Raw genomic sequence first — 21,861 nt, forward strand, 5'->3', positions numbered from 1 at the left:
CTAATGGGTGATTTCGGTTTAATAAGGCGCTCAGAGGGGGGGGAGGAAAAGGGAAGGAAAAAGAAAAGGAATAAAGAGAGAAGATTCGGCTACGATGGCGAGTTCTCACGCCGGTTTCCCGCGCCACAAACGAGCAGGTCTGCCAAACGGGTCGTTTGCGCAATACGCCTCACGAGTCGCTGTGATGACCCATGAGGTGTATGCGACGAAAAAAAACACCGGCACAGCGGCAGGCACAGCCCTGCACTTACGCGCGGGGTTTAGCTCTGTTCAGGTGGTAGGTCGCGATCATCCCCGTCTGCATGAGGCTCATCAAATTTTGGCTCATGGGGAACGTCGTTCGTCTGCTCGCTATTCTCAGCAAAAAGCTGGGCAAGGAAAGAATCCAACTCAGCGGAAATATCACTTTGCGAGGAATCGGCATCGCTGGCAAAAAACTCGGCAGGATTTTCTAAAGCGTTGGCAGTGGGCAACAGATCTGGGTGCGACCAGAGCCGGTCACGTTCCTCAGCACCCTGTTCGCGGGTGGCTTGCTGCCAGAACGTCGCGGCTTCGCGCAGCCGTTGCGGGTTTAGCTCAATACCAAGTTGTGCTTCCCATACGTGCTTGGCTGGATTATTCGTGGCATAGCGTCGGCTAAACATCTCTCGCAGAGCGACAGCGTTCGGTAAATGCGGAGCAACTGCCTGTGCGGAGATCTCTTCAACCCAGCCGACGACCAGAGCGAGGAGCAGTTCGAGACGTTCGACGGTATCAACCTGATCGGGATTGAGTTCCAGGGTAAAGATATTGGACATGTCGAAGTCTGGCATTGCCAATGGCTGGGACATATCTATCTCGCCCATATCGCGTATGTGCTCGCTAATCGCTTCGAAATTCACTTCGAAACCGGAGGCAATTTCTGCGATCGTATCCAAGATACGGGGACGCAGCCACGGAACCCCGGCAAACAGGCGGGTGGCAGCACATTCACGAACTGCCACATACAACATGGCTTCGTCAGCACCGACGGAAAGATTCTCGGAGAATTCCGCGATATTTGCGGGCACTAAGACGGGATCGCTGCTCGACATCAACGGGACCCCAGTATCCGTTGAGCCAAAGGAAGAAGCCGCCAGTTCGGCGATCGACTCGCCGTATTGCACGCCCAATACTTGGAAAATTGTGGCGGCGATAAAGGATCCTGGATTGCCTAGGGCATTGCGCAGTGCTTCCGGTAATGCTTCGGCTTGTTTGTTCATCATCTCAGCGAAGGCGCGCCCGACGTTGCGCCCGACGGGGTCAAGGAGCTGTTGGATCGTCTCGAAAGAGTGGTTAATCATTTCCGGGCGCGAGTACGCCGCGCCAGTTCCTGATGGGGGATCAAAAATAGTGGAGACATCTAACCACAGGGAGGCTGTGCGCAGTGCCGTCTGGGCTTTTTCTGCGGAGGCTGCGTCAAGCTGATCGACGCGACCAGAACGAGCTAACATGCTGTGAGCCACATTGCGGCAGGCCGCCCAATCTATCTGGTTTTCCTCCGTAGAATTCATCATCCGTTGCAGTTGCTGGGCAAAGGCGGAGAGGTGGGCAGGAGAAAACATCTGCCCAAAATCTGGCGGTAACGGGAAAGCGGAGCCACCGAATTGTTCAATGATCTCGGCTGAGTCTTCCCCGAAGATCTCGCGCAGCATATTCTTCCAGATCTCATTCGGATCCTGGGAATGAGAATCGTGTGAATCGTTATGATCGTTGGGAGTGTTCGTCATGGTGTCCTCTCCTGGGTACGTAAGTAGCGTAATGTTCCGTCTCGGCAAACTCAATGTCTGCCGGTGCGCCGGGCGCGTAAAAATTCGTGCTTTGCGAGATGCCACCTGGCGTAGTGGCTGGATGCGGTATATAACGAGGAGAGGAAACTGCGGGATACGGCAGGCAAGCGCCGCATGTGCAACGAGATACTTTTCAAGCCTCGATACGTCTGATGCTCGCAGGTATTCCGCCGATACAACCGTATTTATGTGATACGGCATAGAAGAGAATGCGATACGCACAGAGAACAGAGAGGGGCGCAATGCGCAGCTTTAGCGGAGAAGGGCCACGATCGCATGAACGCTTGGTTCGCGGTAAGCCGCCGCGCCTGTTGATTGCCGGTGGGTTGTTTGCGGTGACGTTACTGTGTGCTGCCGCCATGCCCACGTCGTTTCTGATTGAGAGTCCTGGTCCAGTATTGGACGTCTCTGGTCAGGTGGAGAATAAGCCGGTAGTTCAGGTCTCGCAGGTTTCCACATATCCGTCGGATACGAACTTTTATATGACTACTGTGTCTTCCGTCGGGAATCCTGATGTGGGCGCTCCCGGTTTGGCGGTGCTTGGCGCATTGCTTAGCCGCGATGAAGAGGTGATGCCGGTGCGTATGGTCTATTCTGCCGAAGTGAATAATGCGGCGGTGCAGACGTATAACACGGCGCTTATGGATTCCTCGCAGGATATTGCCGGGGCAGTGGCTTTCCAAAAGGCCGGTATGGATGTGTCGATGACGCTCACTGTGGCGGGGGTGCCGCAGGATTCTCCGGCTGCGGGGAAGCTACAAGAAGGCGATGTTGTGCAAGCCATTTCAGCTCCTGATGTGCCGAGCTCCTCGGCAGCAAGTGCCGCCCAATCTCATACGGCAGGGGCATCGGATTCTGGCTCGACCGCTGGAGCTCATGAGCAAGGGGAGAGCGCGCAGAGTGCAACGAGTTCGGATAAGAGCACGGCGGTGGCGGGGAACGCCCAGGGGCAGACGGCGAAAAGTGATGCGCACTCCCAGTTAGGGCAGGCAGCCATGCCGCGTCCGACGCGCGGTGCGGATGGTTTCTATCCAGCAAAGACGTTTATGGACTTATCTGCTGTGCTCGACACGGTTAATCCGGGAACGGATGTTATTGTGCGGGCGGTCCGTCAGGGAAAAGTTTTTGAAACGACGATAACGACGCGCCCTTATCAGCCAGATACGACGGGCTGGACGCATCCTGGCTCAATGTTGGGTGTTTTTATGACTGTCAGCGACGTTAAACTGCCAGGCAAAGTGGATTACATTATGGAGGGAATTGGCGGCCCGTCGGCTGGCACGATGTTCACGATGGCAATTCTTGATGAGATCACCCCTGGCTCTCTCGGTGGGGATCATCAGATAGCTGGAACGGGAGCCATCTCGTGGGATGGCGATGTGGAGGAGATTGGCGGGATTCGCCATAAAATTCTCGGCGCGCGCAATGCCGGAGCGACGGATTTCCTTGCCCCCGCAGCTAACTGTGCACAGACGATTGGGTATGAGCCAGAGGGGCTGAATATCTGGGCTATCCGCACTATTGACGATGCAGTTACTGCAGCCAAGGCAATCGCGAGCGGGCATACCGATCAGCTAACCCCGTGCAGTGCCGTTGCAGGCAACCAGGGCTAAGCGCTCGCAGGCGATTCCGGTAAATGCCTGCGAGTTAGGTGCTTTCGCGTAGCTGCGTACTAGGGCAGGCTGGATGGCTGGCGAGGGGCAGATTAGGCAGATTAGCGGAGAACTCGAATTTAGGTGACAGCGGTTTTAGGCCGGACGGGTTAGGTTAGACCGACGGCTTAGTTAGGCCGACGGGTTAGGCATAAAACCGTATTGCAGCAGTTCGACGAGGGCTGGTGCCAACGCAGGGCCGGATAAGACGTTCTTATCGTCATCGAATTTGCGCATCCGTGCCACGGACCAGCTCGTCCCTTCGCGCACGATTCCCGCCGCGATCCGCACCTCCATGCGATGTGGATGTTGGGCGACAAAAGCGGCTGCTTCCTCGGGATCCTGTGGAATATCGTGGTCGTATTCTGGTGGCAAGAAGAGCTGTTCGAGGCAGATAGCGGCTCCGGCAACTTCTTCTGGCCATTCAATTGTTGGGAGTAGTTCGGCGATGTCAACGCCAAGGGGGAGCTGATCTTGTTCGATGGCTAAGAATGTGTGGGCATCGTCTGCGAGGTTGGCTAAGGCTGCTGAATCGATGTGATCGCGCAGGTCAGGGGTGTGCTGGAGGGCTTCGTGAGCGTTGACGAGCGCATAAAGGCGAGGAGGGCCATCCCAGCCCAAGCGAGCAACTTGGCTTTCAATCTCGTAAATAACTTGCTGTAATGCCGGTAAGTGCGGGGAGGGAGCCTCGGTGTTCGCCGATGGGGATGGCGTTGCCGCGGCGGTTGTTGTTTCTGCTGAAGTGTCGTCAAGCATGTTTTCCTCTGTTTCCTGCACGTTACGCAATGTCTTTCGATCATACCTGGCACTGGGGCAGGAGTGGATAATCTGGAATCCCACTGCCTATCTGCTGTACGGTGGAAGGGCATGCCCTGTTGCGGTGTGCGGGTACTCGTCAGCGTGAATTGAGGTTAACCGTGTCCTTGACGGCAAACAGATCCCGAGGTTCTTTGCCTAAACGTTTCAAACTGGGTGGAGCTTTTATCCCGACGTTAATCATCTTAGGTCTTCTGCTCCTTGCAGTGATGGTATTCGCCCAATTTTGGACTGAACTGAAGTGGTTTGAACAGATCGGCGCCGCGCGGGTGTTTTGGACGCGCTATGGGGCGCTGATTGCGTTAGGCGTTATCGGGATAGTGATCTGCTATGGCGTATTCGTTGCGAATATTGCGGTTATGCTGGCTCGGCGCACGGATCTTCGCGCCAAAGCGCAAGCCGGAGCGGATGCCAATATCGCGGAAAAGATCGCTGGCGGTCGCTGGATTTCACGTCTCTTTATTCCGCTGGGTTTGGCGGTGATTTTCGGAACCTCGATTTGCCAGGAGTGGCAGACGTTCCTCTTGTGGTTTAACGGAGGCTCTTTTGGGGTTGCTGATCCAGAATATGGCTTAGACGTCTCTTTCTATGTTTTCACGCTTCCTGCTATCCATGCCCTAACAGGGTTCTTCTCGACCTTGGTTATCGTCTGCTTGGTTTTGACGATCGTGGGCTACTGGATATTGGATGATATTTCGATAACGGAACGCGGGATGCGAATTGCTAAGCGTGCTCAACTGCATTTCGGAGTGCTTGCGGCTTTGGCGGCGCTGCTGGTTGCCATTAATTATTGGCTCTCGCGTTACGATCTGCTCTTGGGGAATAATCAGCGGTTCTCCGGTGCAAGTTACACGGATATTAACGCCTCGAAGCCAGGTCTGACGATCTTGGCGATTGCCGCTTTTGTCATCGCCGCGCTGTTCCTATTTGCAGCGATTAAGCATCAGTGGAAGGCCCCGTTTATTGGTATTGCGGCTGGTATTGCCACGGCTCTGGTGGTGACGACGCTATATCCGGCATTGGTTCAGAACTTCAAAGTGAATCCGAATGCGGCGGAATTGGAATCGACGTACATCCAACGCAATATTGACGCGACGCTCAATGCTTACGGGATGGCTAATGTGCAAAGCCAACAGTATGACGCTCGTACAGATGTGGAGCGCGGCCAGTTGCGTCAGGATTCAGAAACGGCGGCCCAGATCCGCCTGCTTGATCCTAATATTGTGGATCCGTCGTTTAACCAGCTACAGCAGAATCGTCAGTACTACCAGTTCCGTGAGCCGTTGACGGTTGATCGGTACACGATCAACGGGCAGACCCGCGATACCGTCATCGCTGTTCGGGAGTTGAATCTTGACGGTCTGGATGAATCTCGTCGCTCCTGGGTGAATGACCATACTGTTTTCACGCACGGCTTTGGTGTGGCAGCGGCCTATGGCAATACGGTTACTCCGCGTGGCGATCCGACGTTCTGGGAGGCAGGTATTCCCTCGGTTGGTGAGCTTGGTTCGTATGAGCCGCGGGTGTATTTCGGTAAGCAATCTCCGGATTATTCAATTGTTGGTGCGCCGGAGGGGGCAGATCCGTGGGAGTTGGATTATCCCGACGATAAGGCGGCAAATGGCCAGGTGATGAACACCTACACCGGAGATGGTGGTCCGTCGGTATCGAATGTCTTTTCGCGAATGATGTTTGCGATTCGGATGAAGTCCACGGAGTTGTTCTTCTCAGATCGTGTTACGGAGAATTCGCAGATCCTCTTTGATCGAGATCCGCATGTGCGGGTAGAGAAGGTGGCTCCTTACCTTACGCTTGATTCAAAGGCGGTTCCCGCGGTTATTGATATGGATAATAATCCGCAAACTCCGAAGCAGCTTGTGTGGATTATTGACGGGTACACCACCTCAAATAACTATCCGTATTCTGCTCGGGAAACCCTTGGAGAAGTAACCCAGGATGCGTTGACGAGTAACAATACCTCGCTGGATCGTCCGGACGAGATTAATTACATTCGTAATTCGGTAAAAGCTGTCGTCAATGCGTATGACGGTTCGGTGACGCTGTATCAGTGGGATATGGATGATCCGATTATCAATGCGTGGAAAGCAATCTTCCCAGGGCAGATCTCTGATCTTTCGGCTATGCCAGGTGATTTGATTGCGCATGTGCGTTATCCGGAAGACCTGTTCAAAGTACAGCGGGCGTTGCTGGCTCGTTATCATGTGCGCGATGCGAAGTCTTTCTATTCGGGTGGCGATTTCTGGCAGGTGCCGCTAGAGCCGACTTTGCCGGCTAATACTCAGACGCCTAAGCAGCCGCCGTATTACCTGACGTTGAAGATGCCGGGTCAAGATCAGACGGCATTTTCTTTGACGACGTCCTATATCCCTGGCGGTACGACGAATCGTAACGTGATGACGGGATTCCTGGCTGCTTCTGGCGATGCGGGAAATACAACCGGAGTCAAAGGGGAGGGCTATGGTCAGTTGCGGCTGCTGGAATTGCCTCGTGATTTGACGGTTCCGGGTCCAGGGCAGGCAGAAAACACGATGCTGACCAATCCGAAAGTCTCAACCGATTTGAACCTCTTGCGCAACGGTGGAACGGAAATCATGGAGGGTAATCTGCTCTCCTTGCCTATCGGTGAGGGGCTGTTGTACGTTCAGCCGATTTACGTGCAAGCCTCCTCAGGTACGCAATATCCGACCTTGCAATATGTGTTGACGCTTTTCGGCGATTCGGTGGGCTTTGCGGCTACATTGGATGAGTCTTTGAATCAGGTGTTTGGCGGTGAATCTGGTGTGAATGCTGGCGATGCGAATATCGTCGGCTCGAAAGAACCGCCGGTGGATGCTGGCAGTTCTGCAACGACACCGGGGGCGAATTCCACCCCGGGAGCTTCAGCGGGTGGGGCGGTGAATCCGGCTACTCCGGGCGGCTCAACACCGGCAGTGCCAACGCCAAGTGATGGCTCGACGCCAGCCACTCCGGCTTCGGGTAGCGCTCTCGATACTGCTTTGCAGGATGCGAAAGCTGCAATTGAGAAATCGCAGCAGGCGTTAGCGAAGGGTGATTGGAAGTCCTATGGGGAAGCGCAGGACGCGCTCAAGGATGCGATTAACCGAGCGGTTGCCGCGCAGGAATCCGCAAAGGGCAAGTGATCGCTGAGCTAACGAGTATGTGACGCTCGAATATAGCTATCTTGATCTGGGTTGGTACCCGTTTACACAGATAAATCTGTGGCGGGATACCAACCCAGATTTTGTTGTGCCTGCCAAGTGAGTATGCCTAGCAGAAGCAGAAAAGTACGTCATTGTAGCTATATGTGACGGGAGGGGAGGCCGCTTTACGGCGGTCTTTGTGTTATCTGCGGTTAGTACCGATGCTGGTGGGGAAAAAGAGAGCTGTCGATTAGCGGATCGAACAGTAGGCGGGGTACAGCGGCGAATAGCCGTATCTCATGTGAATAAAGATCGGGCATTGGATAAAGGCGGAAAGGCAAACAAAAAATAAGTTGGGGCGGATTATCAGCAAAGATCTGCTTTGCTTTAGCCATTGTGGCTGGCTGTGAGGCGCGGAGTTATGGCGTGAGTGCGAGGAAGCAACGAGCTGTTGCTAGTGCTGTATCGGTTGCACAGGGAACGTGGAGGAAAGCCCTATGCGCCGTGGTCGTGTGTGCCAGCCCAGCGCTAGCTTAGAGTCTAGGAATGTGCCGGTGTAGATGAGTTAATCCAATACCGGCGCATGAGATGACCTTGCGGGGTACGGACGATATTTTCCAGCACTCCGCCGCAGCGTTCAATCGTCTTTGCTGAGGGGATATTGTCGTCGTCGCAGGTGACTAAAACGCGCTCGATCCCGCAGGTATGCAGGCGGGATACGGCTTCTGCTAGTAGGTGTGTGGCATATCCTCTGCGTCGGTATTCTGGCCGGACGGCGTAGCCAACATGCCCGCCATACTTCAATAGATAGTCAGTTAATGCATAGCGGATGCTGAGGCGCCCAACGATCTGATCGTCAACCTGTGCGAGAAAGAAATCTGCGCGAACCCGATCGGCGGGGAGATTTTCTCCGCGGGATTCTTGGGTTAGGCGCTGTAGGTACTCCGCCCAGCTTTCCCCATCATTGATCAAGGAGAAACAGAAATCCTCAGTGGCAAACTGCTCGTCAATTGCCCGGATTTCGGCTTCGTCGGTAGGCAGTGGGGAACGTAAAAACATGCTCTCATTGTAGTCGGCTGGGTAAATCGCTGAAAGCTGGGGTGCTTTGTGCCGTGTGGGAAAGTGCATGGTGCGGCTAGCTGCATAGCGGGAAAGCGCAGTATTACCGCGTGTGCGAAAAGACGGGTGGGCAGCAGGTGAAAAGGAGGGAGTACCGACGGAGCGGATGTAGAAATACAGATGTGGAAAACAGGTGAAGAAAGTCGATAAAGAAAATAGGCGAAGAAAATAGCGGAAGATGAGTGCCGTTAGGGTCAAAGGGGTACTGGGAAGCGGGAAACAAAGAAAAAATCAGAGACGATTGCCGGAAGAAAACAAGGGTAAGGCTGGGCAGGCAGTGAGGAACTGCAGATGTACGTAGCGAAAAGGTAGGTGTATGTAGCGAAAAGGTAGATGCTGGAGAGGGGAGATAGCGGAGAGAAAGCAGATGATGGGGAGAAAGACGAATGATGAAGATAAAAGACAGCGCGCGGGGAAGAGAAGAGCGTAGATCGGCAGATTGGTAGAGCCGGAGAAAGTGGAGAGGGGAAAGGAAACTCTGCGTCGTTATCGAAAAAAAACACTGCCGGCGGGAAAGAAAGCTGTCGATTAGCGGATCGAAGTAGGCAGGGGACGGCGGCGAAAGGCAACATAGAGAAAACCGGCATGTGTGAAAGGTGGGTATCTAAGAAAATCGCAGGTGGTGCGTGTCAGATATTTCCCAACATAGCGCACAATGAATTAGGTAAGTTCCGTTTATCTAAAATAGGTTAGGATGTGCTAAGCTTTGGGGCATGAAATTGCACAAAGCTCCTCGGTACGCAAAGGTGCGTCTTGTTGAATTCCCAGTTTCACCTCGTCATATGCGGCGGGTAAGTGAACTCGGTTTGCGTCCGGGGGTCGTCTTTGTGGTGGCGCAGCAATGCGGGCTGGTGGGCACGGTGATTAATGTGGCCGGTTCGCGGATAGCTGTTGATCGGGCCTCAGCACGTCGGATGGCTGTGGATATTGTGGAGAAAAACTCATGACCTGTTCGCATTGTCAGGGCGCTGGAACCTGCAATCAGATCATTGATGGTGGTCAAACAGTCCTTTTGGTTGGCAATCCAAATGTTGGTAAATCAACCCTATTTAATGGGCTGACGGGGGCGCGCCAAGGCGTATGCAATGCACCCGGCACGACGGTTGAAGTCTTTGCTGGTCAGTGGCGTGATGTGGGCGTGCGCCTCATTGATACCCCTGGAACGTACTCATTACTGCCGAATTCCCCTGATGAGGAAGTTGTCGTTGATACGGTTGCCGGTATTGCTGGTTCGCTCACTGATCCTCATATCAGCTCCGGCGTCGGGCTGGCAGTTGCGGTATTAGATGCGACCGCGTTATCTCGTTCCCTGTATCTGGTTGGTCAGCTTGCCCAGGCGGGTGTTCCGCTGGTGTGTGTGCTGACCATGATGGATATTGCCACGTCTTCCGGTGTGGCCTGTGATCCGGTGGCATTACAAGAGGAACTGGGTGTTCCGGTGGTCAGCGTCGATCCGCGCCGCCGTCGTGGTTTAGACCGGCTAACCCGCGTGGTCCGTCAGGCGTTGATTGATCGCCCCCGAGTGGTGGGAATAGCTGCCGATCCGAAAGCCCCTGGTTATAACGCGCATTTAGCCCCGCAAAGCGTGCAATCGCAGCCGACGCGGGTGGATATTACGTCGGCCCCATATAGAAAACAGCCGTTACGTGATGGCGATTGCGATACCGAGGCGCTGGGCAATAAAGATACTGCTGAGTGTAACGAGGCGCTCGCTGATATGGCAGATGCTGAAGCCCATGCCGCAGACGTACCTGCCCATACGCAGGCTTTGAGTCACGAAGAAAAGCGCGTACATAACGCAGCAGATGCGCGTATTCCAGAAGATGTGCTCGCCGGTAACACGGCAGGTGTGCGGGCGCATGCCGCAACGTCTGTGCCCGCAGCTCCCGCAACGCCCTCAGCTTCCGTGCTCGCTGGTCGACAGGAGCTATCTGCGCAAGAGTTAGCGGCAGAAGAAGCAGAACGCGCGGTTGCCCTCTTTGAATGGATTGACGCTTTGACTGCGCGGATCGGCGCCAGTGAACCAGCAACGGCGAAAAAGTCCATGTCTGATCGGATTGATCGGATCTTACTCAATCCGGTGATCGGCATTGGATCTTTCCTCCTGACCATGTATGTGGTCTTTTGGCTATGTAACGTGTTCGCCGCCATTTTCCAAGATCCGTTTGAGCAGATCTTTGATTCGCCAGACGGATGGCAGTTGACTTTGCCGGCCGCGACGTTCGGTAACTGGCCGGGGGAGGATTGGACGCTACTCTCTGGCCCATCGTTGACCCAAGGGGTTATCGCGCTCCTGACGCATTTCGGTTTAGCGGGCGGGGTGCTTGAGGGAATCCTTGTCGGTGGTTTGCTGACGGGTATGGGCGTCGTGGCGTCCTTTGCTCCGCTGATGATCGTCATGTTTATTGCGATTGGCATGTTGGAAGATTCGGGCTATATGGCGCGGATTGCGTTCCTTGGTGATCGGGTCATGCGCTGGATTGGTCTTGACGGGCGCGTCATTATGCCGTTCATCGTCGGCTTCGGTTGTAATCTGCCGACGCTGGCGGCCATGCGAACACTGCCAAATTCGCGGCATCGGATTATCGCGGTCATTTTGACCCCGTATTTGACGTGCAATGCGCGGCTTGTCGTCTACCTGTTGATTGCGAACGTATTTTTCCCGACGCATACCACGCTCATCGTGTGGATTATGTATGTGTGTTCCATCCTTATGGTGATTCTCGGCGGATTGGTCCTCAAACCGATTTTCTTGCGCGGAGAGCAGGCGGCGCCACTAATGCTGGTGTTGCCGCCATATCAGACGCCGCGTGCGCTCATCACATTGAAGACTTCTGCACAGCGCACCTGGGCCTTCCTTAAGGGCGCTGGCCAGGTGATTGTGGTGCTGACCATCGTGGTATGGCTGTTGATGCATACGCCGGTGGTTAAGGGGCACTCTTTCGGTGAGGACATGCCGCCCTCGGATTCGGTGTACGGAACGATTGCGGAAAGCGTCTCGCCGATATTCAAGCCAGCGGGATTTGATGATTGGCATCTTACTGGAGGGCTTATTACGGGCTTTATCGCGAAAGAGACGATGCTTGGCTCGCTTGCGGCAACCTATCAGGTGGGATCTGAGGCGGCGTGTAGCGACCAGATGAATGAGCTTGCGCAAACCTATAATCCGATGTCGGATGAGGAAATCGACGCGGATTTGGCTGAGCGTATTGCTGCGAAGGATCCGCTTGTTGCCGGATATACCACGGTGCCTCAGGCGCGCGCGGCTGTGGATAAAGCCTTTACGTCGCTGTGCGTGGGGGTACACCTAGGAACGGCGGAGGATGATTCGCAGGCGACGCGGCAGATGCATGAGCAGCTCCAGGCGACGCTGAAGGGAACCGCTGGGGATGCGTCCGTTGTGGCTGCGTTTGCGTTCTTGATTTTCGTCCTCACATATACCCCGTGTTTGGCGACGGTTGCGGAACAGTGGCGTCAACTTGGGCGGAAACTGACGCTGTGTGCCGTTGGTGCGCAGCTAGCCGTGGCGTGGTTGCTGGCAACTTTGGTGTTCCAGATCGGCAGGCTGTTCTGGTGAGACCGCAAGCAGTGCGGCTAGGAACTCCGCAGGTGATGACGCCAGCGCGCAGGTTAACGATTGCCTTGCAGCGCGGAGCGACGGTTGCGCGTGCGGCGCAGATTGCCGGCGTGAGTGAGGAATATGCGCAACTGATGGTTGACCACATGACTCGCGCGGGGCTGGTTCGGCAGGCTGGAAATAATAGCTGTGAGCATGGCTTATGTTCATCCAGTTCGGCGGCAGCAGATCCGAATATGGCTCTGCACTGTGCTGGCTGCCCGCTTTCTATCCGGCGGGGATAAGCGCGCGAGTACGCGGATATATTAGGGGCGTTATGCGGTAATACGCCGATAAAATATCTGCCAGAACCCGCAGGGAATGCGTCAGATAGCCTGCGGGGGGGGGGATACGCCAGTAATCCGCTGGATGATTTCCTCGGGATTGCGCCGAGTGGTTCTGCCGGTAATTCGCAGTAATTCGCAGAAAGCCCTTGGGGATTTCTCGCCTTAGGAGATTACTGCCTTAGGGTTTTCCTGCCTTGGGAGATCATTTGCCCATTAGGGAGGGGAGATCGTTATTCGTTGATCAGGCTCGCTTGATCGGCAAACAGTAGACGCTATCGGGTGCAACAAGGGGCTATATCAATATCTGCGAGTGCCATTGCGCTAACCATTGATCGCGGTAAGTGGCGCGCGCTAACTATTTTGCCGAGTCTACGCCAGCCGTTCCCGTTTTGCGGATGTTTTTATTATCGGTGAGCGCCGGCTACCCAGCCGTAGCTTTCCGTTAGCTATATGCGCCTATTCTTAGATCAATCTGCGGGCACGCTTTACCGTCTGCGTTCGCGCCGTCCCAGAGGCTTCACTACGCATTACTATGTGCTTCGCGATCACGTCGGTGCCAAAAGAACATTCCCAAACCAACGAAAATTCCGCCGCCGAGAATATTGCCGAGTGTGACGGGGATAAGATTGTGCAGCAGAAAATCCGGTATGGTCAGGCCGCCCATTGCGGGATTGCCGGCTGCGGTGAGCACCTCGTCAGCCCCTGCGTGTTTTACTAGCAGACCCATTGGGATCATGAACATATTGGCAATAGAGTGCTCGAAACCGGCTGAGACGAACAGTGCAATCGGCAAAGTGATGGCGAGGATTTTATCGGCGAGGGTTTTGCCGGCAAAGGCGAGCCAGACGGCCATACAAACCATGAAATTACACAAAATGCCGAGCAGTACGGATTCTAGCGGGCTGTGGGAGACTTTAGAGATGGCTGTGTTGAGTGCGGCGGCGCCCCATGCGCCATGACCTTGATGTGGTGTGCCGGAGTAGAAGACGATGAGGGCCACGCATAAGGCACCGATAAAGTTACCGACGTAAACGACGCCCCAGTGCTGAATCAGGCGAGGCCAGGGCAGTTTTCCGCCAACGCCGAGCATGAGCGTCATCGACGTAGAAGTGAATAGGTCAGCGCCGGTAATGATGACCATGGCAAGGCCGGTGGAGAAAGCCAGGCCGCCAACAATTTTCGCTAACCCGTAGGGCATCTGTGCTGCGCCCATTTGCGAGGTGGTGTAAAAGACGAATCCGAGGGCGATAAAAGCACCGGCGAAGATTGCGGATATAAGCGTGGTCCGAAATGGGGTGGTGGCCTTTTTGAGTAGGCCATATTCGGCAGCGTCAACGATTTGTGCCGGGGTCGCGAGGGACATCTCTCTCCTTTATGGATTCCTGTATGGGAATCTTCTACGTTGCTGGTCATTCATAGGCGGCACACAACGCAAGGTGATGAAACTATACGAGGAGCGGATCCGTCTATGAACTGCAGGCAAAGATACGACGGCGATCCGTGCGATGTGTGCCATACGCGCAATCGCGATACTCATGCCCTGCAGGACAGTACGTGATGACTTTACTACAGTCGAGCAATTGGGAAGAAGTGGCGCTGTGTGGTGTATGACGTTGCACGGTGAAAGGGAAACCTGGGTGCGGTGAAAGGGAAACCTGGGTGTGGCGATAGCCAGATAGGTTGCAGCGTTGTTACCGGCGCAACCTTCCAGCTAATGCGATTGAGGGCGGGCTATTACACCGAAGAAACGGTCGAAGAACTGTTGCAGTTTCTCGGTTACTCGGCTCTTCTTTTCGGCATGAGTGAGGGATGGCTGGGGTGTTAGGAACGCTTGAGTTGAGGACGACTGGCTTAGGGCAGCCGAGGCGGCGCCATCCCTAGGAGTAACAGCACCTTGCGCGGATGTGAGGCTTTCGTCAGGCCCTGACGTCGGCAGGCCTCTTTTCACTTGAGCAAAACGTGAGGTGGGAGGCAGGATCTTCACAATTGCAGTTCCGCTTGTGGCTAACTCTCCGTCTTGGAATGCTCGGTTCATGAACTCTCGGGCAGCTTCCGGGCGCAGATTTTCAGTTCGAATAATATCGTCGAGTTCTTCGGCATAGCGTTTAGCCATGAACTCCTGCCATTCGGCGGTGATAGAGCTCTGATCGCTTTGCCGTGCTGCTTGCGGAGAAACTGAATCCACAAAAGCCTCAATGAGATCCCGCTTATTGCGCAGGCTCGGGCTGGCATCAACTGCGCGTCGGATGGCGGCTCTGATTTCCTGGTTTTCACCATCGCCGTGTTCTTGGCGGTAGCGTTCAACCAGCATCAAAATATAATCAACGTTGATTTCCACCTGTTTGATGAGTTCGATTTCAAAACGAAGATCGTCATTAATGCGGGTTTTTGCTACCTCTCGTTGTTGGCGGTACTCGGCATACAAATCCAGATAGATGCTGCGATAATCTTGGGATTGACGTTCACTGAGCAGACGATCTGCCGCAAAATTATCAAAACATGTGAGGATATTTTCTAGCCGCAAAATGTGACCAAATAGGGTGATGAATTGTTTTTGCTCATCTTCGCTAATGATCGGCTGCCCTAACGGGAAACGATCCAGCAGTTGGGTGATTTTCTCAGCATACTCATGAAAATAGTCAGCGTATGGCTTGAGTAGTACGACGCCGTGGGCATTCTTATTGCCAAAGAGTTCGAGTGCTTCATTAGTAGCAGATTCTAAATCGCGGAAAGCCACGATATTGCCGTAGGTCTTGACCGAGTTAAGGATACGGTTAGTTCGTGAATAGGCTTGAATCAGACCGTGTGCACGCAGGTTTTTATCCACAAATAGTGTGTTGAGGGTTGTTGCGTCAAAGCCAGTCAAGAACATATTGACGACAATCGCCAGATCAACTTCGCGGTTTTTCATCCGCAACGATAGATCCTTGTAGTAGCTCTCGAATTTGTCAGCCGACGTATCGTAGTTGGTTGCGAACATCTCGTTGTAGTCACAGATGGCGTCATCCAGGAACTGACGGGCATCGTCGCTCAGCGATCCAGTGTCGAATCCTTCATCCTCGGTGAGGAAATCTTCGGTGGGATCATTAGCACCGAAAGAATAAATTACTGCAACTTTGAGTCGGCGTTGTGGTGGTAAATCGGCCTGTTGTAGCGCAAATTGGTTGTAGTAACGGCGGGCGGCATCAATGGAGGCGGTCGCTAAAATCGCATTAAATCCATTGACGTGTTGGCGTTGGGTTTGTGCGGCGATCCCGCCGCGCTCTCGCCGTCGGGCACGTTCTTTAGCGTTCTCGTTGCCGTATTCATTGTGGTGTTTGCGCCCAGTAGCAACTTCTGCCACGTTCTGTACGACGGAGTATTCGTAACTGGTTGATCTCTTCGTCTTTTGATCAAAATGCTGCAAAATATAGCGAGTAATTGCGGCGATACGTTCCGGGGCAAGCAGGGCTTTTTCGGTGTCGATTGCGGTGACTTGCGCGTCGATAACGTTCCCCACTTGGATGGTGTTGACGTAATCAATCCGGAAAGGCAATACGTTCTTATCGGTGATTGCGTCCACGATGGTGTAGGTGTGGAGTTTATCCCCGAAAGCCTGCTCGGTGGTTTTTAGGCGTGGGTTCGCGCCAGAGCCGGCATTGGATGGGAAAATCGGTGTGCCAGTAAAACCAAATAGGCTGTAACGTTTGAAAGCTCGGGTAATCTCGGTATGCATCTCGCCGAACTGGGAGCGGTGGCACTCGTCAAAAATAAGCACAACGTGCTGGGTGAAAACCGGATGTGCCGGATTGCTTTTCACAAAGGTGGAGAGCTTTTGAATGGTGGTAATGATAATGCGCGCCTCTGAATCCTCTAACTGGGTTTTGAGAACGGCAGTGGAGGTATTGGAATTTGCTGCGCCTTTTTGGAATCGGTCATATTCGCGCATGGTTTGGTAGTCGAGATCTTTGCGGTCCACGACGAATAGTACTTTTTCGACCATCGGTAGGGCGGCAGCGAGCTGTGCGGTTTTGAAGCTGGTTAAGGTTTTACCAGAGCCAGTGGTATGCCAGATGTAACCGCCAGCGTCTACCCGCCCCAACCGCTTGTAGTTACTGGCAATCTGGATACGTTGCAATATTCGTTCGGTGGCAACGATCTGATATGGACGCATGGCAAGTAGCAGGCGATCTACTGTAAAGACGCAATATTTGGTGAGGATATTGAGCAAGGTGTGCTTGGCAAAGAATGTTTTAGCGAAAGCTGTCAGTTCACGGATCTGGTGATTTTGGGCGTCGGCCCACCATGAAGTGAACTCAAAACTGTGTGAGGTTTTGGCTTTGCCGGGGCGCTGTTTGCTGGTTTCTTTGAGGTGTTGGCGGCGAGTGGTGTTGGAATAGTATTTGGTGAGTGTGCCGTTGCTGATGACGAAGAGTTGCACGTATTCGAATAGACCGCTGCCAGCCCAGAAACTATCACGTTGATAACGGTCGATCTGATTGAACGCTTCCCGAATATCCACGCCTCGGCGTTTCAATTCGATATGTACTAGGGGTAGACCGTTTACCAAGATAGTGACGTCGTAGCGATTGGAGTAGTTTGCCAAACGGGAATGTTCCGCGGGGGTGGGGAAGTGTGCGGCGGCGTTGGTGAGATCCCTGCTGGTGGCAGTGGCGGTTGCGGAAGTGTTGGCAGGGGAATCTGCGGGTGCGGCATTGCTGGAGGGAATGGAGACGTTAGCCGAGACGTTGGCTGTAGGCGTGCTAACTGTGGGAAAACTGGGGGAGCTAGTGGGGTTGCGCCCGATTTTGCCGGCTACTTCGTATTGATTAATGACTTGTAAATGATTGTTGTGGATATTGTCTTTATCAATAAGGGTGATATTTTTCGTGCTGCCGTCATCGCGTTTGAGTAGTTGCACGTGATCTTCTTGGATACGAGCTGTTTTCTCGATGATTCCGTCAGTTTTACCGGCGATACTCTGGGTGAAGAAGCGTTGCCACTCACTATCGCTGAACGTGATGTGGTTGAGAGATTCTAGCTGAGTGCGCAGGTTAGCAATCAGCTCGGCCTCGCTGGTGATAGGTAGATATTCGTAGGCTTGAGCTTGGAGGATACGGATCAGTTCGGCTTCAAGATCGGCTTCGGATTGATATGCGGTGTCGTTGGTGGGTTCGGCTTGATATTCAGCAACGACGGTGGATTCCCCGCCAACGGCAAGGGCTTCATAATGCGGGGTAGGAGTGCCTGGATCGGGAAGCGTGGAATCAGTTTCATTCGGCGACATGATCGACCTCAATCTCGGGGAAATTTAGTAATTGGTCGCGATAATATTCGTATTGTTTACGACGAGCAGCTAATTCGGCTGGTAAACCTGCGGAAAGATCGTTCACCAGGGCGTCGAACGAGTCGAGGATGTTAGCAATGCGACGCTGTTCTTCTAACGGTGGGATGGGGATTGTATAACGCATAATGGAGCTTTTGTCTCCACGTGGCATTTTGCCACCTTTGGAATGTCGTACTGCGTAAAGAAAAAAGCGTGAAGAAGATAGAGAATGATACAAGTAGCCAGGGGTGATTAGCCTGTTGTACTTATTTTTAATTCTAATAGCAAGTACATCACCACTACATCCGCCAGTATTGTTAGCAAGCCAAATTTTTCTCAAGTAGGGTCTGATATTGCCAATAAGGACGTCTCCCACTAGATATTCCGTAAAATAATTTTGCGACGGAACGAAGTTTGCCCTACGAATGCCACCAGTATGTGCGATCATGTTATCTACGCCAACAAAGCAGTCGCAACTAACTTGATCGTATGCAATCCTAGATTTTGAATACGTTGCAACTTCACCTAGAGACATCCAGCGTACCCCCCCCTGAGTTGCATCGAACGTCAGGAGCGTATCCCGATAATAGGCGTACTGCCGTTGCCGTGCTTCCAGCTCCGCTTCCAGCTCCGCTTCCAGCGTCGAGAACGTATCAAGAATTCGGACAATCTCCTGTTGTACCTCTAAAGGCGGCACTGGGATTTTGAATTTTGAGTATTTGCTAATCCAATGGCGGGCATGATCGGTAGGCTGGAAACCGATTGTCTGCATGGCATAGTAAATATATCTAATGAGTGACAAGTGCTGTTTTGAGGGTGATAAAATTTTTATTGCTGAAGATTTAACCTTAAAAGGAAAATCGACCCACTTGAAAGCAGTGGTAAAATCATCGAAGATAATTACTGGGTCTTCGGGGGAAGCAGGGAAAACACCTATCTCTTCAGAGGTATATCCTAAGATAAAAGTTTGTCCAGCGGTTAATACTGGGGTCGTGTTTGTGTTGTCATATTTTGCTGACTTAACTAGATATTTACTGGGCTGCTCATAAACCAGCAAGTTTTGCAATTCACTATATGGCACGCCGTCAGGGCATAGCTTCGCAATCAGGTCAGAGAGTTTGCTTGATTGCGCCATCTCGGAGAAATTTAATAAATGATCACGATAATATTCGTACTGCTGACGGCGAGCAGCTAATTCAGCCGGTAAACCAGCAGACAAGTCATTCGCTAGAGCGTAGAGAGAGTCGAGGGTATTGACAATCTCCCGCTGCACTTCCAAAGGTGGGACTGGGATTTTGAAATCTTTTAGCACTCCTGCACTTATGTTATTAATGGTGGTAGTTGATAAGGATCTATTTAAGTAATCGCTAAAGTGCTTTCCAGTTAAGATATGAAATAAGAAATGAGAGTTTATTTCTTTGTGAGATCTAATTACTGCCATAAATGCGCCGAAGGTTTCTTGCATATCTGATTCGATCAGAGCAACTTTTCCGATATGTTGTTTGCTACCGCTACCTGCGCAGATAAGAATATCTCCTGTGAATAAATGTTGTTCTTTTCGTACCTTGACTTCTGCGGATACGCGTTTGACATCATCTAAATTCAACCGATTTGCAGGAAATGCAATGTTATTAGCGCGCAGTATTCCGATTTCGCCATTAACGCTTTCTTGATCTTTTCCGTAGGAGACTCCTCTGACGTATTGAGCAACCTCTAAAAGCGGCTTATATGGCACGCCGTCAGGGCATAGCTTCGCAATCAGGTCAGCGAGTTTGCTCATTGTGCCACCTCGTTTTCGTTCACGGTGCTAGTGGTATCTGTAGACATTTCTTCGCGTGCGCGTACTGGCATATCCGCTTCTAGCTCCGCCACAATCGCATCGATCTGCGTCCGCAACCGTGCCTGGCGTGCCACAATCTGTGCGATTTCCGCATTAAGTGCCTGAATATCTACCTGTTCGCGGGTATCTTCTTTCTCCACATACGCTGAAACCGCCAAGTTGTAATCATTAGCCGCCAGCTCCTCGTTGGGTACGAGCTTTGCCACGTATTCCACGTCGTGACGCTGAGCGTACAGCTCCAAAATTCGATCCCGATTCGCCTCCTGCAACTTATTCTTATTGCCCTCGCGCACAAACTCGGCAGAAGCATCAATGAACAACACCGAGTTATCGCGCTTAGATTTCTTCAAGACGATAATGCACGTCGCAATCGTCGTTCCGAAAAATAAATCTGACGGGAGCTGGATAACCGCATCCACATAGTTGTTATCCAGCAGGTATTGACGAATCTTTCGCTCAGCCCCACCTCGATACAACACCCCAGGAAACTCGACGATTGCTGCCGTGCCATCCACTGCCAGCCAATGCAAAATATGCATTGTGAACGCCAAATCTGCTTTCGATTGCGGCGCTAACACCCCTGCGGGTGCAAACCGAGGGTCATTAATTAACAGCGGATTAGCTTTACCTTCCCACCGTGTTGAATATGGCGGATTGGAAACGATGGCGTCAAAGGGCTGATAATCCCAATGTTTCGGATCAACCAGCGTATCGCCTAGCTCAACATTGAAACGTTCATAGTTGACGTTATGCAAAAACATGTTGATACGTGCCAGGTTGTACGTGGTGAGGTTGATTTCCTGCCCATAAAAACCGCCAACATTTTCTGGGCCGAGTAGCTTTGCAAACTGCAGTAGTAGCGAGCCCGAGCCGCAGGCTGGATCATATACGCGGGCAATTCGAGTTTTTCCTAAAGCGGCAATACGTGCCAGCACCTGGGAAACCTCTTGCGGGGTGAAAAATTCTCCGCCGGATTTACCTGCCTGCGAGGCATACATCTGCATTAAATACTCGTAGGCGTCGCCAAAAAGATCGATTGTGTTATCGGCAAAATTTCCTAGCGGGAGATCCCCGATTGCGTCAAGAAGCTTCACTAATTTTGCGTTGCGCTTTGCGACGGTTTCCCCGAGTTTACTGCTATTGACGTCGAGATCGTCAAACAAGCCGCGCAGATCGCCCTCGCTCGGTGTGCCAAGTGCTGAGGCTTCGATACTGCGGAATACCTGCTCTAGCGTCTCATTCAAGTTAGGATCATTCTTTGCTCGCTGACGGACATTTACGAACAGTTGCGAGGGGAGAAGAAAGAATCCTTTTTCTTCAACAGTTTCGGCTTGAGCTACCGCGGCAGAATCATCATCTAAATGCTGGTAATCAAAATCCAGATTGCCTGCTTGATGTTCGCCATCATTAAGGTAGGCTGCGAGATTTTCTGAAATAAAGCGGTAGAACATCATGCCCAGCACGTAGTTCTTGAAATCCCACCCGTCTACACTGCCGCGTAAATCGTTGGCAATACGCCAAATCGTCCTATGTAGTTCGGCTCGTTGGGTTGCTTTAGCGCTTGAGATTACAGGGGGGGGGAGCACCTCATTGGCGTTTGCCGAGTTCGAGACGCGACCCGCCGCGTTTGCACAGTGAGCAGAGCCGATAGTGTGGGAAGAAGTAGTGCCAGGTACACCGACGGCAGAAGAGCTAAACTCGGCGGAGTTGACTGAATCAGTTGAATTCACCGGATCCACTGCCACGGATACCGCCTCTCGTCGGGAAAAATAAACAACTGAGAACAAATCTATCAAGATGTGCCGTTGGGCAGGAAACATGACGCTATGTGGATTGCTGTCTTGTGGCAAACGAATGACGAGTACGCACGGCAAACGAGGTTGCCCGGCAAGCAGATCATGTGTGGTGCAAGGCAACATACCTGCGTGTCGGGCAGATATATACGGTAAACAGGTGGCTGGTAGCTAAATGGGTAACGTGGCAAACGGGTAATGGCGGCAAGCAAGCTGTGTTAAATCGGGAAACCCTGTGTGCATAGTGCCTACCTCTTGCCGCCGTGAAAGCTAAGACTGTGCCTTTGACGCTTAACGGTGAGCTATTTGCTAAAAGGAGCTATCTGCCGGCAGGTAAAAACAGGTGGTTATGCAATGTTATGCATAACCACCCGTTGTGCGGCAATCTCGCGATGTTAGCTCGGATTATTCATCCGGCAAATACCCAAATGAAAGGATGGTGAAAACGGGTCTGAGAGATTGTG

The 21,861-nt window shown here is 52.7% G+C and carries 12 protein-coding genes; 5 read left to right on the top strand and 7 right to left on the bottom strand.

Annotated elements, in window-relative coordinates:
- Window positions 1–260: 260 nt before the first annotated feature.
- Window positions 261–1,748, bottom strand: a complete 1,488-nt coding sequence (locus ACLHIL_RS06425) for a zinc-dependent metalloprotease (RefSeq protein WP_411297133.1) — start codon at window positions 1,746–1,748, stop codon at window positions 261–263.
- A 302-nt stretch (window positions 1,749–2,050) separates the two neighbouring features.
- On the opposite strand from ACLHIL_RS06425, the gene ACLHIL_RS06430 reads away from it, so the two are divergent.
- Window positions 2,051–3,421 (top strand): PDZ domain-containing protein, encoded by a 1,371-nt coding sequence (locus ACLHIL_RS06430; RefSeq protein WP_411297134.1) that lies wholly within the window; start codon window positions 2,051–2,053, stop codon window positions 3,419–3,421.
- 171 nt (window positions 3,422–3,592) lie between these two features.
- On the opposite strand, the gene ACLHIL_RS06435 is transcribed toward ACLHIL_RS06430, so the two are convergent.
- Complete coding sequence (locus ACLHIL_RS06435) at window positions 3,593–4,216, bottom strand: PPA1309 family protein (RefSeq protein ID WP_411297135.1); 624 nt, start codon at window positions 4,214–4,216, stop codon at window positions 3,593–3,595.
- Between the two features lie 101 nt (window positions 4,217–4,317).
- On the opposite strand from ACLHIL_RS06435, the gene ACLHIL_RS06440 reads away from it, so the two are divergent.
- A complete protein-coding gene (locus ACLHIL_RS06440) occupies window positions 4,318–7,437 on the top strand; it encodes a UPF0182 family protein (protein ID WP_411297136.1) in 3,120 nt (1,039 codons plus the stop codon).
- Between the two features lie 540 nt (window positions 7,438–7,977).
- Here ACLHIL_RS06440 and ACLHIL_RS06445 read toward each other — a convergent pair.
- Entirely contained in the window at window positions 7,978–8,496 is a 519-nt protein-coding gene (locus tag ACLHIL_RS06445; RefSeq protein ID WP_411297137.1) for a GNAT family N-acetyltransferase, read from the bottom strand.
- Window positions 8,497–9,269: 773 nt separating this feature from the next.
- On the opposite strand from ACLHIL_RS06445, the gene ACLHIL_RS06450 reads away from it, so the two are divergent.
- The 3 genes from ACLHIL_RS06450 to ACLHIL_RS06460 are packed head-to-tail and all read left to right on the top strand — an operon-like array spanning window position 9,270 to window position 12,417.
- Window positions 9,270–9,503, top strand: coding sequence for a ferrous iron transport protein A (locus ACLHIL_RS06450; RefSeq protein ID WP_411297138.1), 234 nt, complete (start codon window positions 9,270–9,272; stop codon window positions 9,501–9,503).
- Window positions 9,500–12,133 carry a ferrous iron transport protein B gene (feoB, locus tag ACLHIL_RS06455; RefSeq protein ID WP_411297139.1) on the top strand — a complete coding sequence of 878 codons (2,634 nt, stop codon included), beginning with the start codon at window positions 9,500–9,502 and terminating at the stop codon, window positions 12,131–12,133. Before ACLHIL_RS06450 ends, feoB begins: the two co-directional genes overlap by 4 nt.
- Window positions 12,130–12,417: a hypothetical protein gene (locus ACLHIL_RS06460; RefSeq protein ID WP_411297140.1), complete on the top strand. Its 288-nt coding sequence runs from the start codon at window positions 12,130–12,132 to the stop codon at window positions 12,415–12,417. Before feoB ends, ACLHIL_RS06460 begins: the two co-directional genes overlap by 4 nt.
- 562 nt (window positions 12,418–12,979) lie before the next feature.
- Here ACLHIL_RS06460 and focA read toward each other — a convergent pair.
- The 4 genes from focA to ACLHIL_RS06480 form a co-directional block, all read right to left on the bottom strand.
- Window positions 12,980–13,822 (bottom strand): formate transporter FocA, encoded by an 843-nt coding sequence (gene focA, locus ACLHIL_RS06465; RefSeq protein ID WP_411297141.1) that lies wholly within the window; start codon window positions 13,820–13,822, stop codon window positions 12,980–12,982.
- Between the two features lie 348 nt (window positions 13,823–14,170).
- A complete protein-coding gene (locus tag ACLHIL_RS06470; RefSeq protein ID WP_411297142.1) occupies window positions 14,171–17,725 on the bottom strand; it encodes a type I restriction endonuclease subunit R in 3,555 nt (1,184 codons plus the stop codon).
- Window positions 17,712–19,544 carry a restriction endonuclease subunit S gene (locus tag ACLHIL_RS06475; RefSeq protein ID WP_411297143.1) on the bottom strand — a complete coding sequence of 611 codons (1,833 nt, stop codon included), beginning with the start codon at window positions 19,542–19,544 and terminating at the stop codon, window positions 17,712–17,714. Before ACLHIL_RS06475 ends, ACLHIL_RS06470 begins: the two co-directional genes overlap by 14 nt.
- Window positions 19,541–21,523 carry a type I restriction-modification system subunit M gene (locus tag ACLHIL_RS06480; RefSeq protein WP_411297144.1) on the bottom strand — a complete coding sequence of 661 codons (1,983 nt, stop codon included), beginning with the start codon at window positions 21,521–21,523 and terminating at the stop codon, window positions 19,541–19,543. The genes ACLHIL_RS06475 and ACLHIL_RS06480 overlap by 4 nt, the downstream gene beginning before the upstream one ends.
- Between the last annotated feature and the right edge of the window lie 338 nt (window positions 21,524–21,861).

The sequence above is a fragment of the Trueperella sp. LYQ143 genome (assembly GCF_046599595.1).
Lineage (GTDB): Bacteria > Actinomycetota > Actinomycetes > Actinomycetales > Actinomycetaceae > Trueperella.

What these genes read in the sequence shown, in the direction of transcription:
- ACLHIL_RS06425 (WP_411297133.1), bottom strand. Translation starts at nt 1,748, where the DNA reads ATGACGAACACTCCCAACGATCATAACGATTCACACGATTCTCATTCC.
- ACLHIL_RS06430 (WP_411297134.1), top strand. Translation starts at nt 2,051, where the DNA reads ATGCGCAGCTTTAGCGGAGAAGGGCCACGATCGCATGAACGCTTGGTT.
- ACLHIL_RS06435 (WP_411297135.1), bottom strand. Translation starts at nt 4,216, where the DNA reads ATGCTTGACGACACTTCAGCAGAAACAACAACCGCCGCGGCAACGCCA.
- ACLHIL_RS06445 (WP_411297137.1), bottom strand. Translation starts at nt 8,496, where the DNA reads ATGTTTTTACGTTCCCCACTGCCTACCGACGAAGCCGAAATCCGGGCA.
- ACLHIL_RS06450 (WP_411297138.1), top strand. Translation starts at nt 9,270, where the DNA reads ATGAAATTGCACAAAGCTCCTCGGTACGCAAAGGTGCGTCTTGTTGAA.
- feoB (WP_411297139.1), top strand. Translation starts at nt 9,500, where the DNA reads ATGACCTGTTCGCATTGTCAGGGCGCTGGAACCTGCAATCAGATCATT.
- focA (WP_411297141.1), bottom strand. Translation starts at nt 13,822, where the DNA reads ATGTCCCTCGCGACCCCGGCACAAATCGTTGACGCTGCCGAATATGGC.
- ACLHIL_RS06470 (WP_411297142.1), bottom strand. Translation starts at nt 17,725, where the DNA reads ATGTCGCCGAATGAAACTGATTCCACGCTTCCCGATCCAGGCACTCCT.
- ACLHIL_RS06475 (WP_411297143.1), bottom strand. Translation starts at nt 19,544, where the DNA reads ATGAGCAAACTCGCTGACCTGATTGCGAAGCTATGCCCTGACGGCGTG.
- ACLHIL_RS06480 (WP_411297144.1), bottom strand. Translation starts at nt 21,523, where the DNA reads ATGTTGCCTTGCACCACACATGATCTGCTTGCCGGGCAACCTCGTTTG.